The 15,855-nt window shown below is 38.3% G+C and carries 13 protein-coding genes; 7 read left to right on the top strand and 6 right to left on the bottom strand.

Annotation, left to right across the window (positions count from 1 at the left end; genetic code table 11):
- Positions 1-214: 214 nt before the first annotated feature.
- The 5 genes from Q0093_RS05915 to Q0093_RS05895 all read left to right on the top strand — a co-directional run bounded on the left by Q0093_RS05915 (position 215) and on the right by Q0093_RS05895 (position 4,496).
- Positions 215-859, top strand: a complete 645-nt coding sequence (locus Q0093_RS05915) for a DUF4136 domain-containing protein (protein WP_294179074.1) — start codon at positions 215-217, stop codon at positions 857-859.
- A gap of 13 nt (positions 860-872) precedes the next feature.
- Positions 873-1,502 carry an outer membrane beta-barrel protein gene (locus Q0093_RS05910; protein WP_294179076.1) on the top strand — a complete coding sequence of 210 codons (630 nt, stop codon included), beginning with the start codon at positions 873-875 and terminating at the stop codon, positions 1,500-1,502.
- A 192-nt stretch (positions 1,503-1,694) separates the two neighbouring features.
- Positions 1,695-2,231, top strand: a complete 537-nt coding sequence (locus tag Q0093_RS05905; RefSeq protein ID WP_294179078.1) for a flavodoxin family protein — start codon at positions 1,695-1,697, stop codon at positions 2,229-2,231.
- Positions 2,232-2,250: 19 nt separating this feature from the next.
- Positions 2,251-3,270 (top strand): alpha/beta hydrolase, encoded by a 1,020-nt coding sequence (locus tag Q0093_RS05900; protein WP_297928948.1) that lies wholly within the window; start codon positions 2,251-2,253, stop codon positions 3,268-3,270.
- Positions 3,271-3,473: 203 nt separating this feature from the next.
- On the top strand, positions 3,474-4,496 hold the full coding sequence (locus Q0093_RS05895; protein ID WP_297928946.1) for an alpha/beta hydrolase: 1,023 nt from the start codon (positions 3,474-3,476) through the stop codon (positions 4,494-4,496).
- Between the two features lie 123 nt (positions 4,497-4,619).
- Here the strand turns inward: Q0093_RS05895 and Q0093_RS05890 are convergent, their stop codons facing one another.
- From Q0093_RS05890 to Q0093_RS05875, 4 genes are all read right to left on the bottom strand, one after another.
- Positions 4,620-6,158, bottom strand: coding sequence for a hypothetical protein (locus Q0093_RS05890; protein WP_297928944.1), 1,539 nt, complete (start codon positions 6,156-6,158; stop codon positions 4,620-4,622).
- A gap of 376 nt (positions 6,159-6,534) precedes the next feature.
- Positions 6,535-6,786, bottom strand: a complete 252-nt coding sequence (locus Q0093_RS05885; RefSeq protein WP_009317809.1) for a GlsB/YeaQ/YmgE family stress response membrane protein — start codon at positions 6,784-6,786, stop codon at positions 6,535-6,537.
- Positions 6,787-6,854: 68 nt separating this feature from the next.
- Positions 6,855-9,953 carry an AAA family ATPase gene (locus Q0093_RS05880; RefSeq protein WP_297928942.1) on the bottom strand — a complete coding sequence of 1,033 codons (3,099 nt, stop codon included), beginning with the start codon at positions 9,951-9,953 and terminating at the stop codon, positions 6,855-6,857.
- Between the two features lie 4 nt (positions 9,954-9,957).
- Complete coding sequence (locus Q0093_RS05875) at positions 9,958-11,211, bottom strand: exonuclease SbcCD subunit D (RefSeq protein ID WP_297928940.1); 1,254 nt, start codon at positions 11,209-11,211, stop codon at positions 9,958-9,960.
- 372 nt (positions 11,212-11,583) lie between these two features.
- Here Q0093_RS05875 and Q0093_RS05870 point away from each other — a divergent pair, with 372 nt between their 5' ends.
- Positions 11,584-13,632, top strand: coding sequence for a cytochrome c biogenesis protein CcdA (locus Q0093_RS05870; RefSeq protein WP_297928938.1), 2,049 nt, complete (start codon positions 11,584-11,586; stop codon positions 13,630-13,632).
- Between the two features lie 332 nt (positions 13,633-13,964).
- Positions 13,965-14,429 (top strand): PepSY-like domain-containing protein, encoded by a 465-nt coding sequence (locus Q0093_RS05865; protein WP_294179096.1) that lies wholly within the window; start codon positions 13,965-13,967, stop codon positions 14,427-14,429.
- Between the two features lie 59 nt (positions 14,430-14,488).
- Here Q0093_RS05865 and Q0093_RS05860 read toward each other — a convergent pair whose 3' ends face one another.
- Together Q0093_RS05860 and Q0093_RS05855 are read right to left on the bottom strand one after the other, a co-directional pair.
- A complete protein-coding gene (locus Q0093_RS05860; RefSeq protein WP_297928936.1) occupies positions 14,489-14,983 on the bottom strand; it encodes a dihydrofolate reductase in 495 nt (164 codons plus the stop codon).
- 45 nt (positions 14,984-15,028) lie between these two features.
- Complete coding sequence (locus Q0093_RS05855) at positions 15,029-15,823, bottom strand: thymidylate synthase (protein WP_297928934.1); 795 nt, start codon at positions 15,821-15,823, stop codon at positions 15,029-15,031.
- Positions 15,824-15,855: the final 32 nt, after the last annotated feature.

Genomic DNA, 15,855 nt, shown 5'->3' with positions numbered 1-15,855 from the left:
CAAACTTACATAAAAATAACGAAAAACGTGTTGTAGAGAGCTGTTTTGTAGGAAATACAGTTTTTATCGGGAAATTCAGACAGCTTCTTAAAAGATAAAATGTTAAAATCATATTCGGTTATAGCTTATTAACACCTGTTTTTCAAACTTTCTTTTATAAGTATTGTTATGGAATCATAATCGTTTCTAATAATAAATTTAAATGGAAAGTAATATGAAAAAAATGATTTCTGTACTACCGGTACTATTCGTATTATTTTTATCAACATCGTGTCAAAAAGACCCCGATATGTCTAAATTGGATGACAATTTCATGGTCTATACCGATTATGATAAAAAAGAAAATTTCAGCGAGTTTTCAACGTATTATATCCCAGACAGTATTTTACTTATCTCAGACAGTAAAGAAGCAAAATACTGGAAAGATGAAAATGCGTTGAATATTATCGACACTTATGTGAAAAATATGGATGACAGAGGCTACACAAGGGTCGAGGAGAAAGAGGATGCCGATTTGGGTATTCAAGTAAGTTATGTCGAAGATTCATACTATTTTACAGGTTATAGCAACCCCTATTGGTGGTGGGATTATCCCGGTTATTGGTATCCCGGTTATTGGGGCGGCTACTGGGGTGGTGGCTGGTACTATCCTTATAGTGTAGTTTATAGCTATAATGTAGGTTCTATGCTTGCAGAATTGGTAAATTTGAGTGCGCCGACCGGACAAAAAGAAAAACTTCCTGTTTTGTGGAGTGCGTATATGACCGGTTTGCTTTCCGGTTCTAACCGCTTTAACACACAACTTGCTATCACAGCTGTAAATCAAGCTTATGTCCAATCTCCTTATTTGAAAAAATAAAATTACAGACAAGATGAAAACAATAAAAAATATAGGATTGAAACTCGCCGTTATAATGGCGGCTTTCATGGCTGTTCCTGCGGTAGGACAAGCTCAGGTGAAAAATGGTTATGCCAATGTGGACTGGCAATTCAACGTACCGCTAAGTAATAAATTTGCAAGCACTGCCAGTGGTTGGGGTATGAATTTTGAAGGTGGTTATTTTATCACCGATAATATTGGAGTAGGTCTTTTCTTGGCTTACAGTACGAATAATGAATATTTTGGGCAGAGAACACTGAATATTTCCGAAACGGCGGCAATGACCACAGATCAGCAGCATTCATTGTTCCAATTGCCTTTCGGAGCATCTTTCCGTTATCGTTTTGTTCCCGAAAGTCAGTTCATTCCTTATTTGTCATTGAAATTAGGTCCTGAATATAGTGAGATGTCATCATATTATAATGTGTATAAATCTCATGATTATGATTGGGGATTCTATATTTCTCCTGAAGTAGGTATTACGATGTATCCTACTCAGGACAAGTCGGTCGGTTTCCATGTAGCATTATATTATAGTTATGCTACCAATAAAGGGAATGTGCTTACTTATTCGCTCGACGGATTAAATAATTTCGGATTCCGTCTCGGTTTGGCATTCTAAAACTATATATTATTTCCTAAAAGGTCATCGGGCAGATTGTCTGATGGCCTTTTTTATGTTATGACATATTCATGTAAAAATTATTCCGATAGAAAAATCCGTAATTTGGTTAATAGAATCGAAGATTTATCTACAAATCTGTAATAGAAGAGCTATTATTTTTGTACCGAATAAAAAACATTAAGGAAGAAAATGAAAAAAATATTGATTCTTTCGTCGAGTCCGCGTCGTGGCGGCAACTCCGACATTTTATGTGATGAATTTTTACGAGGAGCTACAGAAGTCGGTAATGAGGCAGAAAAGATCTTTCTTCGGGATAAAAATATTAATTATTGTACGGGATGTAGCGTGTGCAGTATGTATGGCAAGCCTTGTCCTCAGAAAGATGATATGTCTGAAATTATAGAGAAAATGCTTGCTGCAGATGTAATTGTTATGGCTACTCCGGTATATTTTTATACGATGTCTGCACAAATGAAGACTCTTATCGATCGTTGTTGTGCGCGTTATACAGAGATGAAAAATAAAGATTTCTTTTTTATTGTAACGGCGGCAGAAGACGATAAGGAAAAAATGTTGCGCACGATCGATACTTTTCAAGGTTTTCTCGATTGCTTGGAAAATCCTTCGATTAAAGGAATTGTGTTCGGATTAGGCGTATGGCGCATGGGTGAGATTAAGGGTAATTCTGCAATGCAAGAGGCATACGAAATGGCTAAAAGTGTGTGATTCTTAAAAATAGGATAGGATGAATGGAAAATTTTGTTTTTTGATATTTTTTATGTCGCTAATTATGAATACGCTTGGTGCTCAAAAAAATGATAAGACTTTTGTTGTCGGTGATAACGTGGAAGTTGAGAATGTTCGATATAAAAATCGTTTCGGGATTACGGTTGCTGCAGATATGTATATGCCGAAAGACTTTGACAAATCTGGAAAATACCCGGCAATTGTCATAGGAACACCTTATGGTGGGGTGAAGGAACAAGGTGCAGGTATTTATGCTATGAAACTTGCCGAACGAGGATTTATAACATTGGCTTTTGATGAGTCTTATAATGGAGAAAGCAGCGGTGAACCTCGCCATATTTCTTCTCCGGATATTTTTGTCGAGGATTTTAGTGCTGCTGTCGATTTTATCGGTACACGACCGTTTGTTGATCGAAATCGTATAGGTGCGATCGGGCTTTGCGGGGGTGGAGGCTTTGCAGTTACGGCAGCTCAGGTAGATAAACGTATTAAAGCCGTTGTTACAGTAAGTATGTATGATATTAGTCGTGCAGATCATTATGGATGGAAAGATTCTATGACGAAAGTTGAATATGATCAGATGCTCGAACGTCTCAGTGAACAACGTTGGAAAGATTTTGAGGCCGGAGAACCTGAGTATAATCCGTCATTCCCGGTCGAGACTGCGACAGAGATACCTGCAGGACTCGATTCAATAGGTACTGAGTTTTGGGAATACTATGCTCTTAAGCGAGGGCATCATCCTCGTGCTCGAGGAGGTTTCTCCGAAACGAGTCATTTATCGTTTATTAATTTCCCTCTGATGAACTATATCGAGACCATTTCTCCTCGTCCTTTACTTTTTATTATAGGAGAGAATGCGCATTCGCGTTATTTCAGTGAAGATGCTTATGAACGGGCTGCTGAACCGAAAGAACTTTATATCGTACCGGGAGCGCGCCATATCGACCTCTATGATCGTGTCGATATGATCCCGTTTGACAAATTGGGTACGTTTTTTAAGAAAAGTTTGAAATGAGAGTTGATGTTTAAGAGCCTGTCTAAGTTTTACCCGAGTCGGTTTCGAGAGTTTCTTTCGAGGATGTTTTTCTGTTCTCACGAAGATGACAGCGGACTATTTGACAAATGAAAGCGCAAAAGTGACCTGTTTTATTTCTTTATTGGAAAATTGAGACAGGATATAAGAAATAAAAAGTAAGAAATATGTATATTATTAGAACTATGAAACGGATATTTTTTATAGCTATATTGGTTATGACAGTGCATTATGTCTCTTTCGCACAAACCGATGCAAATAACTTTTACAAAAGTGATAACGTGAAAATGGAAAAGGTCTCTTTTCTTAATCAATATAAAATGAAAATAGGAGGTAACCTGTTTCTCCCCGAAAAAATGGAGACAGAAAAAAAATATCCTGCCATTATTGTCGGGCATCCGATGGGCGCGGTTAAAGAACAGAGTGCCAACCTTTATGCGATAAAAATGGCTGAACGGGGATTTGTAACCTTATCTATAGATCTTCTGTTTTGGGGAGAGAGTGAAGGTTTGCCTCGCAATGCCGTGTCTCCTGATATGTATTCTGAGACTTTTAGTGCGGCAGTTGATTTTCTCGGTTCGAGAAAATTTGTTGACCGTGAGAAAATCGGGGTTATAGGAATTTGCGGTAGTGGTAGCTTTGCTATTAGTGCAGCGAAGATAGATCCGAGATTGAAAGCGATTGCCACGATAAGTATGTATGATATGGGAGCTGCTAATCGTGATGGATTGAAACATGCCGTAACACTTGAACAACGGCGGCAAATTCTTGCTGAGGCAGCGGAACAGCGCTATGTCGAATTTACGGGCGGTGAAACGAAATATACCAGTGGAACAGTACATGAGTTGAATGCAAATTCAACCCCTATTGAGCGAGAATTTTATGATTTTTACCGTACTTCACGTGGCGAATATACACCTAAAGGTGCGACTCCGCTTACAACGACACATCCGACTCTTACCGGTAATGTGAAATTTATGAATTTCTATCCATTTAACGATATAGAAACCATTTCCCCTCGTCCGTTGCTTTTTATTACCGGAGAGAATGCCCATTCTCGGGAGTTCAGCGAAGATGCTTATAAACGGGCGTTTGAACCCAAAGAACTTTATGTTGTTCCGAGTGCCGGGCATGTAGATCTGTATGACCGTATAAATCTTATTCCTTTTGATAAATTGGAAGTATTTTTTAAGGAAAACCTGAAATAATCACGTGATGTTTGATGAAGTATTAAAAGAATAATTTGTAGAATAAAGCTACCATCCGGAGTTCGAATGATTTTCTCGGATGGTAGCTTAGTCTAAATTTTAACAAACTCTTAATTTATAAAGTTACTTTCCGATTTTACCGATCGGATTTTCTATTGCTCCTGCGGCACATTTATTGTCGCTATAAGGTCTTGTTTTTTGTAGTTGATCGACATATACACCCACTTCTTTCAAATATTGTGCATTCCCGGCTTTTAACGCTTGAACATCGTCTTTTAAAGGAATACATCTTAATTTTTGTATATACTCGGCAGGATTTTCCACAAGACCGCATGATATGCCGTTCGAGGTATAATTTATTTGGCTTTTGGCGGCAAAGCCGTCGCTTAGTTTATTGCTGGATTCTGATCCTATAAATGAATTTTTGATAACCAGTTCGTTTCCGTTGACATCATTATATTGTATGGACAGGTCTGAAGGGTGTTCTCCTTTTTCAGTATTGCCTTCCAGAATGCAGTTATAGATGCGTTTAGTCATATTTACAGCTCTGTTATTGATACGTATTCCTCCGCCGGATTGGGAGTCGTTGCCTACGATAGTGCAGTTGATAAGGTCGAATGTGCTTGTTGTCTCGGGAACTTGGTCGAGCATGATAGCTCCGCCGGACATGGCTTTATTCCCGTACATGGTCGTATTGATAAAAGTTACTTTATCTGTGCCCGAAGGTTGGCTGTTATCTACAATACATACTCCACCTTGATATTTCAAGCATTGATTATTGTAAATGAGACAATTCTCAACTCGTAAATTTAAGTTTTTATCTTTTACGAGATGTTTTAGGCTAAATGCAGCACCGTTCGTATCTACTTTATAGTTTCTGATAACTGAATTGCGGAATACGATATCATTGAAATCTCCCTGTGTAGTCGTTTTCAGAACTCCGCCTTCCGAACCAGCGTATCCACTGGCGTCAGTTCCTTCGAAAGAACAACCGTCGGCAAGTAATGCTCCGTTACTGAAAAAGATATCACTACCTTCTTTGTTCAAGTTACCTTTAAATATACATTTGTTAAGGGTCAACTTAGAGTCCGGATGATTTCCTTCGTAATAAATAGCGCCTCCTCGAGTAGTACCGTTATTCTGTTTATAGTTTCGATTGTCAATGAAAGCACAGTTATCGAATGTAATTTTACCTCCTCGTATATAAGCACCGCCTCCTTTATCTCCGCAAGGATCACCATTTTTTATAGTAAGGTTCTTGACAGTTAATCCGTCATATACACCATCTAAGCGAAGGCAGCCTGTTCCGTTTCCGGAATTTGATTTTCCGTCGAATCCGCAAGTTTCTCGATCATCTCCCGTGATAGTCAACGCCTTGTTGGGGAACTTGACCCCTTGGTTACCTTTCAGGTTGTAGCATCCGTTTCCGTATTGATCGGAAGTTGGCTCTTTAGAAATATCGATAAATCCCGATACTTTGATTTCGTCACCTTTATCGGCGAGGGATAACGCTTTGGAAAGGGTTTTTACGGCAGTAGCAGGAGTTGTACCGTCATTTTTGTCTTTTCCATTGGATGATAGATAAATTTCTTTGGCCGAAGCCGTAGTAATGAGACAACATAATAGTAAAGATGCTGCCTGTTTGAATGTACATGTTTTCATAAGTATGTTTATTTAGAAATAATAATTTGAAATAACTTTCAGTTAACATGACAAATATGAGATAAGGCGATTATTGAATTAATTGTATTTCGATTAATTTGAGATTAATAATCGTGGAGAGGAAATAAATATAAAATTAAGTGGATGATTATGTGACGATATTTTTAAGAACGAGGATATTTTGATAATTTTTAATATTCAGAGTAGAGAATATATTCTGTCTCGAAGAGGATTGTGAACATTAATACCGAAAATGGATATTTTTTGAGGATATACCATTTTCGGTATTTATAAATACCTGTTTAAATTTTACCCGGGTCAGGTTTGAGGGGTTCTTTAAACAGATTCTAAGTGAAAAAAAGTTCAGTAGAACTTTTTATTGTTTTTGTTTAGGCTGCATGAATGAAACCAACCATAACAGAACGATAGCTCCGATTACGGATGTGATAAAGCTGCCGATCGAGCCGACAGGAATAAGACCGAAAAGCCCGAATAACCAGCCGCCGAGCAGACCGCCAATAATGCCGACTACTAAATTAACGACCAGTCCGAAACCTCCACCTCTCATAATTTTTCCGGCTACCCATCCTGCGAGGATACCGATCAATATATACCACAAAAAACTCATGACAATCTGTTTTTAGAATTTATATGGTATAAACATTTTTACAGACCGTTTGGTTTTATCATCCGATTTTATCCCGCTATCGATATTCGGCTTTTCCCGTTGCTTATTTTTTCTACACGTATTTGTACGGCAATACGTTCGGTCATTTCTTGTACATGTGATATGACACCGATTTTTCTCCCTCCTGTCTGTAATCGTTCAAGAGCATCCATTGCGATGCGTAGGGTATCTATATCGAGAGAACCGAACCCTTCGTCGATAAATAAGGATTCGACTTGCATGCGGTTCGAAGATACGGAAGACAAGCCTAAGGCAAGAGCCAGAGAGATGAGGAAAGACTCTCCTCCCGATAGAGAGTGTACCGATCTTATTTCTCCTCCCATATCGAGGTCGGAAATTTGTAGTCCGAGTGTGTCCGGAATGCGCTGTAATACATATCGTTTTGATAACTCTTGCAGATGTCTGTTTGCATACGACAATAATATGTCGAGAGTATATCCTTGTGCGATCTTTTTGAATTTATCACCGCTTTGTGAACCTAATAATTCATTTAGTTTATTCCATTTTTCCGAAATAAGACTTAACCGATCGAGTTCATTTGTAAACTGTTTTACTTTTTCTGAATTACGTTGATGGGATTGTAACAATGCAGAGATGTCGATATTTCTTTGTTGGCATGATTTTATGTTATTATTGATCTCTTCAATTTGTTTTATCAGAGATTCATCATGATTTGTGCTTATAACTCCCGGATTTTTCGATTCATGAGCTTTGAGTTTGTTTTCTCTTTCGATAAGTGTTGCTTTACAGATGCTTTCCCGTCGGAAAAAGTCTGTCAATTGTTCCCGTTCACGAGTAATCCATTCCGGAGACCGGGATAAAAGCTCCGGCAAATCTTCTGGTGAAAGAGGGGAGGTCGAGGTGCGGTTAAAATCGGAGAGCCATTCCTTTATGTTTTGTTTTTCCGTTTCTATTTCGTTAGAACGCTGTCTCAGCTCATTCTCATTTGCAGCGGATATGCCGTTTAGATGCTCTTGCTTTCCGGCAATATCGTTTAATGTTTTTCGAGAATCTTCGAGTAATTTTGAAACTTCTTGTTTTCGCTTCTCATAATTTGTTTGTATATCGTTTGCCGGTCGTCCTTCAAATAAACTTTTTCTTTCTTCGAGCAGTTGAGACAATCGGGAAGACTCAAAGAGTTGTTGTTGCTCTTTTTCTTTTCGGGTTTCTGACAATCGTTTGATAAGATCAGCTTTTGCAGAGAGCTTTTCGTTAAAAGTATTTTGTTTTTCTGATAAATGGGAAAGAGACTCTTGCTTTAATTGCCAGAAAGACTCTGTTTCTTTTAATAGTTTTTCCAGCGTTTCCTCCTGCAATAACTTTTCCCAATCAGGAAAAGTATCGAAATATCCGGCAATCTTTGCATACGCATTTTTATACGATGTTTCGTAGTTTTGTATTAAAGTGCGGTATCGCTCGATAGAAATCGAGATTTGTCCGATCTCTTCCGAAAGAGAAGAGATCATTTTATCGGTGTTTTCTTTGAGTTCTTCCAATTTTTCCGATTGTAAAAACTCTTCCGAGGTATCGGTATTTTGTTTTATCGGATGGTGTATGCTTCCGCATACCGGGCACGGAGTGCCTTCGACAAGCCGTAAACGCCATTGAATGATTTCTTTGGGAAGATGTTTTTCCAGATTTTCACGTTCTGTTCTTGCTTGCGTTAATTTTTTCTCTTGCGCTTTGAGAGTTTTGTTTAATGATGTAAGTATATTTTCATTTGATCGTTTTTGTTCACGGGCGATCTCCGTTTCGCGGATTAAATTCAAGATCAAGCTTATGTGAGGGATTATATCTTTAAAGTGGTCGTGTTCGGTAAACCATTTTTTAATTTCTTTTACTTGAGTCTCGGTTGTGAATATATCCTTGTGCAGAGTTTTATATATTTGTTGTTCTGCGTCCAATTCTTTTGTAATCTTGTCTATATCGGACTTTAGAGTGTCGGTCTGTTTTTTTCCGTTCTCGATTCGTATATCCAGTTCGCGAGCCCTTCTTAATTGAGGTTCTATAAGAATATAGGTATCTTCTATCTTTTTCAGTTGAGATTCATTTTGCTTATAATTTTTTTCTGTTGTTTTATATTTTTCTGAAATTTCATTTCGTTGCTTTTGTAGCGTTTGATAGAGAGCTTTGGCTTTAATATGTTGTTCTTCCGCTGTTTTTAGTTTCAGATAGTATTCTTTTATCGGTTGTATGCGGTCGATACGTTGCAGATAGTTGAAACGGGGCTGAGCATCAAGAAGTTCTTGTTGTATCTGTTTCAGATCATTTTGTGCTTTTTCCCTTTCAAGGAAAAGTGTTTCTCGGTTTTTAATCCAATTCAGTTTTTCTTCGATACTCTTTTGTTGATCTTGTAGAAGTGAAAGAGATTCGATGATCGAATTTTGTTCTGTTAGATATTGGTTTACAGTTTCTTCCGGCAAAAGTTCGATGTCTTTAATGCGGTTGTGCATAAATTGCCATTGTTCTTCAGCATCTTTGGCACGCATGTATATAGTTTTCGATATACGGGAATAAATATCAGTTCCGGTAAGTTTTTCCAGCAATTCTGCTTTTTCGTTCTGTTTAGCTTTTAAAAATGTGGAAAAATCATTTTGAGCTAATAGTACCGATCGAGTAAATTGTTCGAAATTCATGCCGAGCAGTTCCTGAATATGAGACAGAACCTCGGTTTTTGTACCTTGTATTTCTTCCTGGTTATCAAGTCTGAATACTCGTATCTCTGCATTTTTCAATTTTCCGGTTATTTTATCTCTGGCGCGTGCTACCGACCACGAACTACGGTAACAAAGACCGTTTAATGCCTTGAAATCTACCTCTGCATATCCATGGGTCACACCTCTGCGTAAAATGCTACGGGGATCTTTTTGTCCGATACTTTGCCCTTCGGTATCAGAAACGGATATACTGTCCGAACTGCCTTCGGTACGGGGAGTTTTATCAAATAGAGCCAGACATAACGCATCAAGTAAGGTCGATTTACCAGAGCCTGTAGCTCCGGTAATTGCGAATATTCCGGCAGAACATAATGGTTCGGTTGTAAAATCTATTGTAAATTCCTCGGCTAACGAGGCGAGGTTTTTTCCTCGTATGGCTAATATTTTCATATTCTCAACTCTCAGTTTGTTCGATTGCTTCGTTTAATAAGCTTTCTATGTCTGTAGGCATTTCTGATCCGTATTTCCTTAGAAAAACTTCTTTTGCCATCTTTATAGGGCTGATTTTCTTAAGTTCGTTATAATCCAATATCTGCTGTTCTCCTGATTCGGAAACAACCGCCGATTTTCGCAAAATACGAGTAAGACGTACTTGCTTATTCTCCAGTGCTTGTTCTATTTTATAATTAAGAGACGGTTCAGGACCACCAACCGATACAAGCACCTCTATATAATTTTTTGAAGACGGGTCTATATGATCTATTGCCTGTAAAACTTTGTCTATCGGTTGAGCCGTTTCCGGTATCGATTGCAGAGGAATCGGCGCATCGAAAATTTCTCTGCGTATATTTATCGCTTTGTCTTTCTCTAATTCAATGACTTCTATACCGTGCTTATAATTTTTTTCAGCGAAAGACATCGGCAACGGACTTCCGGCATAACGGACATTTTCTCGTTTCGAAACACGCTGTCCTTTGTGCAAATGGCCGAGAGCCGTGTAAGAAATGCCGGGAGCAAAGGCTTCGGGAGAAATGCACTCCAAACCGCCGATTACGGTACGTTCGCTCTGGTCGTCTTCTGAAATCTCAGATCCTGTGGCCTGCAAATGTCCCATAGCGATAATCATTTGGTCGTGCTCTGCATGCTTCAAAGCCTCGTTATATATGGCGTTATACAGATTTTTTACACCTTCTGCGTAACTGTCTGAAGGAGGATAATCTCCTTGTCTTATGTAGGGGACAGCCATACACCAAATGAGGATATTTCCCTCTTTATCATAAATGGGAACTAACAAATCTGAGTAGTCGATTCCGTCTTCATTTCTTTTTATAACACCTTTGATCGTGATGTTCATCGATTCCAACAAAGGCATGGGAGCTTCCAAGCGGGCAGCCGAGTCGTGGTTTCCCGATATGATTATGATTTGCAGATGCGGGTTTCTTTCGGTGACATTCCTTAGGAAATGGTAAAATAAACGTTGTGCCGAAGCTGGAGGATTGGGAGAATCGAAAACATCTCCGGCAATGAGTAATACATCAGCTTTTTCCTTTTGTACCACAGTGCATAACCATTCAAAAAACATTTGATGTTCGTTGTCTCGGTTATATCCGTAAAATGATTGTCCTATATGCCAATCTGCCGTATGAATTAGTTTCATATATCGATTATGATCTTGATAAAACAAATGTACAAAACAAATTTGATTCATGTGAGCGTTTTTTAGAATCTGACTAAATTACTTTATCGGAAAATTTGAACGAGGTTTATTGGGAGTTTAATGAATATGGAGATGTTTTTATGGTTCGATATTTGTAATACATTGGAAAAAGTGGTTCTAACGATAGACATATCTAACCTGATTACTGGAACTTATTCTGTAAAAACTGTTAATAAAGCAGGTGAAATTATATCAAATACCGTAGTCATTAAATACTTTTGTAAAAAGTAGGACTGGATTGTTTTAAAATGAGTTTTACAGTTGTTTTGAGACAATCTTTTTTTCGACTTTTCTGTTGATTATATAAAACTGTTTTTACCGGAATCGTAAAGTTCCGCTAATGAGTTAAAAAACTGAATGATAATGAAGAAATTATTTTCGCTGCTGCTTCTTTTATGTTTGAGCGTTATAAGCTATGCTCAAATTATCGAGGCAGTACATTGGACCTTTTCGGTGAAAGATATTTCCGATTCTGAAAAAGAGCTTGTATTTATTGCCAATATTGATGAAGGATGGCATCTTTACGGGATGAACATTCCGGATGGAGGACCTGCGGCAACGACATTTTCATTTGATGAGATACAAGGCGCGGTTTTGGATGGGGAAGTAACCTCGTCGTCTCATCTGATAAAGAAATATGACAAACAGTTCGAAATGGAACTCGGTTGGTATGAAAAGCAAGCTGTATTTGTTCAGAAAATAAAATTGACCGCACCGACATTTTCTATAACAGGAAACGTAAGGGCGATGTCTTGTAATGACCAAAGTTGTCTTCCTCCGACGACCGAAGAGTTTACTCTTACGGGAAAAGGGACATCTGCAGAGAAGGTGAAATCGAAATCTTTGAAAAAAGAAGACTCAAAATCTTCGCTTGAGCCGGAACAAAAAAACGAAGTTTTAAAAGCTGATACGCTTATAGCTGTTCGGTCTGTTGCAGCCGATTCTGTTGCTGTTCGGACAGAGGTCTCGAAAAACGATTTGTGGACTCCGGTAATAGATGAACTTAATGCTTTTGGAGAAAATGGCGGTACTGCCGAAAGATCGCTTCTGATTATTTTTCTTTTAGGATTCGGAGGAGGTTTGCTTGCTTTGCTTACTCCTTGCGTGTGGCCTATGATTCCGATGACTGTAAGCTTTTTCCTGAAACGTACGAAGGATCGTAAAAAATCGATACGGGATGCCGTTATGTACGGTATTGCCATTATTATTATTTATGTAGTATTGGGTTTGATTATTACGGCTATTTTCGGGGCAAGTGCTTTGAATAATTTGGCGACGAATGCAATATTCAATATTATATTTTTTGCGTTGTTGGTGCTGTTTGCTATATCATTTTTCGGAGCGTTCGAATTAACTTTACCGGCTTCTTGGACTACAAAACTGGATAGTAAAGCCGATGCGACTACCGGCATCTTGAGCATCTCTTTTATGGCATTTACTTTGGTTCTGGTATCTTTCTCTTGTACCGGTCCTATTATCGGCACGCTTCTGGTTCAGGCGGCATCGATGGGAGAGATTGCCGGTCCTGCGATCGGAATGTTGGGATTTGCGGTTGCATTATCCATTCCTTTCTCTTTGTTTGCCATATTCCCTTCTATGCTCAAATCGATGCCCAAATCGGGAGGTTGGTTGAATTCTGTAAAAGTGGTGTTAGGCTTCTTAGAACTGGCTTTGGCTTTAAAATTCCTGTCTGTTGCCGACTTGGCTTATGGTTGGCATATCCTTGACCGGGAGGTATTTGTGACTTTATGGATTATTATTTTTACTTTATTGGGATTTTATTTACTCGGTAAAATTAAGTTTTCTCATGATAGTGATATAAAATATGTTTCTGTTCCACGCCTTTTTATGGCAATCGTTTCTTTAGCTTTTACTATTTATATGATTCCTGGCTTATGGGGAGCTCCCTTGAAAGCGATCAGCGCATTTACTCCTCCGTTGAATACACAAGATTTTAATCTTTATAAAGAAGAGGTACATGCCAAATTTACGGATTATGATGAAGGTATGGCGTATGCCAAGAAAGTAAATAAGCCGGTTATGATCGATTTCTCCGGATTCGGTTGTGTGAATTGTCGGAAAATGGAGGCTGCTGTATGGACTGATCCGGCCGTAAAAGCGATGATTGATAATGATTACGTACTGATTACTTTAATGGTAGATGACAAGACTCCGTTATCTGAACCGGTGAAAATAGAGGAGTATGGAAAGACACGCACGCTTCGTACGGTAGGGGATCGCTGGAGTTATTTACAGCGGTCGAAATTCGGTGCTAATGCACAGCCGTTTTATGTTTTGTTGGATACAGAGGGTTATCCCATAGCTCCTTCGTACTCTTATAATGAGGATATTCCTGCTTATTTGAATTTCTTAAAAGGGGGAATCGAGACTTTTGAAAATAAAATGAAGTAAGGATACTTTGATTGATATTTGTTGGAAATCCGTATTTTTTATAAAATGCGGATTTTTTGTTATGAATTGGAGTTTGTCTATATTTCACTTGGGTCGGGTTTGGGAGTATCTTTCGAAGATATTTTGTCTTTTTTTACGAGGATGATATCGGGCTATCTGACGAGTGAAAACGGGAAAGCAAACCGAAAGAAAATGTAGAAATGACTTGAAAATATTTTTTTATCGAAAATTTCAAACAGGCTCTTAAATGTAGTCAAATAATCTTAATCCCGTGAAACTTTTGTATATAGCCTTGTTATCCAATATACTACGAATAATAAATCGAAAGAGCTATGAATTTGAAATCTGTTGGGATAGTTGTAATATTATTGTTTTCGGTCATGGGAATATTTTTCTCATGTGATGATGATGATAAGAAAATTGTTTATAATAATTTGCCGGTCGAAAGCCGACATTTTATAGAAAATTATTTCTCTGGGGTAGATGTGACTTCAGTTGAGAAAGAGGACGGAGAGCCTCATTATAAAGTAGAACTTGCAAATGGTTTTGTGTTGAGGTTTTACAGGAATGGCGGGTGGCAAGAGGTGGATGGCAATGGCGTTGAAATTCCGGGACCTGTCTTGTATGATCTGTTACCGGGAGCTATTTTGACGTATGTCGCTCAAGAATATCCGGATGCTTCGATTGTTGAAATCAGCCAGCATAGTTATGGCTATGAGGTAAGTCTTGAAACTCAGCCGGAAGTGAAATTAAAATTTAATCGTGATGGAGGAATCATCACTGAAATTGTTGATTAATTATTAAAAGCGGCAATATCGATCGAAGTTTTCGGTCGATATTGCCGCTTTATTTTATATTATTTTTTTTCGTAGATTACGAAAGAATAGGAGTAAGGATGTTTTTTATCTGCCGAATGGTCTTCCCGAAAAACTTCTTTCCATTTATTGGGGTCGATGACAGGGAAAAACGTATCGGCATTTTCGAATTTATGATGAATTTCCGTAATATACAATTTATCGGCTATTTCGATGGTTTGCTTGTATATCATAGCTCCTCCGATAACGAAGACTTCATCTTGAGATTCGCATAAGTTAAGGGCATCTTCTATCGAAGAACAAGCAAAAGCGTTATCATAAAATGATTCGGGTATAGAGGTAAGAACCAAATTCTTACGATTAGGTAATGCCCCGTCGGGTAGGGATTCGAATGTACGGCGTCCCATGATAACGGCATGATTTACGGTCAGATCTTTAAACCGTTTCAGATCGTTGGGCATATGACACAAAAGCTCTTTATTTTTGCCGATAGCCATATCTTCAGCTACTGCGGCGATTAAAGAAATTGTTGGCATAATATTATCTGTATTAGGTTATTATTAAATAGTTTTTACCGGTATTTATACAGCAACCTCACCTTTTATGTGAGGGTGCGGATCATATCCGGTAAGTATAAAATCTTCATATTTGAATCCGAATATATCTTTTACATTCGAATTTATTTTCATTTGCGGTAATGGGCGAGGCGTCCGAGTTAATTGTAATTTTACCTGTTCGATATGATTACTATAAATATGAGCGTCTCCCAATGTGTGAACAAAATCTCCGGCTTTTAGTCCGGTGACTTGTGCCATCATTTGTAATAACAAAGCGTATGATGCAATGTTGAACGGAACTCCTAAAAAGATGTCGGCACTACGCTGGTAGAGTTGTAAACTCAAGCGTCCGTTTGCTACATAAAACTGAAAAAATGCATGGCAGGGAGGGAGATTCATCTGGGGAAGGTCGGCGACATTCCATGCACTTACGATTATTCTGCGAGAATCGGGATTGTGTTTGATCGTTTCTACAGCTTCGGTTATTTGATCTATATGACCGCCATTATAATCAGGCCATGATCGCCACTGATAACCGTATATATGTCCCAAATCTCCGTTTTCGTCGGCCCATTCATTCCATATTCTTACTCCATTATCTTGAAGATATTTGACATTTGTATCACCTTTAAGAAACCATAGAAGTTCGTATATAATCGATTTTAAATGCAGCTTTTTTGTTGTCAATAGTGGAAAACCATCTTCCATATTGAATCGCATTTGGTGTCCGAATACACTGATCGTACCTGTCCCGGTACGGTCTTCCTTATGGATTCCTTCCTGCAATACACGTTGTAAAAGGTCTAAATATTGCTTCATGTTCGGTAGTTAATAAGAACACAAAAATAGTA

The sequence above is a fragment of the uncultured Coprobacter sp. genome (genome assembly GCF_947855755.1).
GTDB lineage: Bacteria > Bacteroidota > Bacteroidia > Bacteroidales > Coprobacteraceae > Coprobacter.
This window is presented reverse-complemented; position numbering and strand designations above follow the sequence as displayed.

Bases quoted from the DNA above. Each gene is read 5' to 3' on its own strand.
- Q0093_RS05915 (WP_294179074.1), top strand. From the start codon at position 215: ATGAAAAAAATGATTTCTGTACTACCGGTACTATTCGTATTATTTTTA.
- Q0093_RS05910 (WP_294179076.1), top strand. From the start codon at position 873: ATGAAAACAATAAAAAATATAGGATTGAAACTCGCCGTTATAATGGCG.
- Q0093_RS05905 (WP_294179078.1), top strand. From the start codon at position 1,695: ATGAAAAAAATATTGATTCTTTCGTCGAGTCCGCGTCGTGGCGGCAAC.
- Q0093_RS05900 (WP_297928948.1), top strand. From the start codon at position 2,251: ATGAATGGAAAATTTTGTTTTTTGATATTTTTTATGTCGCTAATTATG.
- Q0093_RS05895 (WP_297928946.1), top strand. From the start codon at position 3,474: ATGAAACGGATATTTTTTATAGCTATATTGGTTATGACAGTGCATTAT.
- Q0093_RS05890 (WP_297928944.1), bottom strand. From the start codon at position 6,158: ATGAAAACATGTACATTCAAACAGGCAGCATCTTTACTATTATGTTGT.
- Q0093_RS05885 (WP_009317809.1), bottom strand. From the start codon at position 6,786: ATGAGTTTTTTGTGGTATATATTGATCGGTATCCTCGCAGGATGGGTA.
- Q0093_RS05880 (WP_297928942.1), bottom strand. From the start codon at position 9,953: ATGAAAATATTAGCCATACGAGGAAAAAACCTCGCCTCGTTAGCCGAG.
- Q0093_RS05875 (WP_297928940.1), bottom strand. From the start codon at position 11,211: ATGAATCAAATTTGTTTTGTACATTTGTTTTATCAAGATCATAATCGA.
- Q0093_RS05870 (WP_297928938.1), top strand. From the start codon at position 11,584: ATGAAGAAATTATTTTCGCTGCTGCTTCTTTTATGTTTGAGCGTTATA.
- Q0093_RS05865 (WP_294179096.1), top strand. From the start codon at position 13,965: ATGAATTTGAAATCTGTTGGGATAGTTGTAATATTATTGTTTTCGGTC.
- Q0093_RS05860 (WP_297928936.1), bottom strand. From the start codon at position 14,983: ATGCCAACAATTTCTTTAATCGCCGCAGTAGCTGAAGATATGGCTATC.
- Q0093_RS05855 (WP_297928934.1), bottom strand. From the start codon at position 15,823: ATGAAGCAATATTTAGACCTTTTACAACGTGTATTGCAGGAAGGAATC.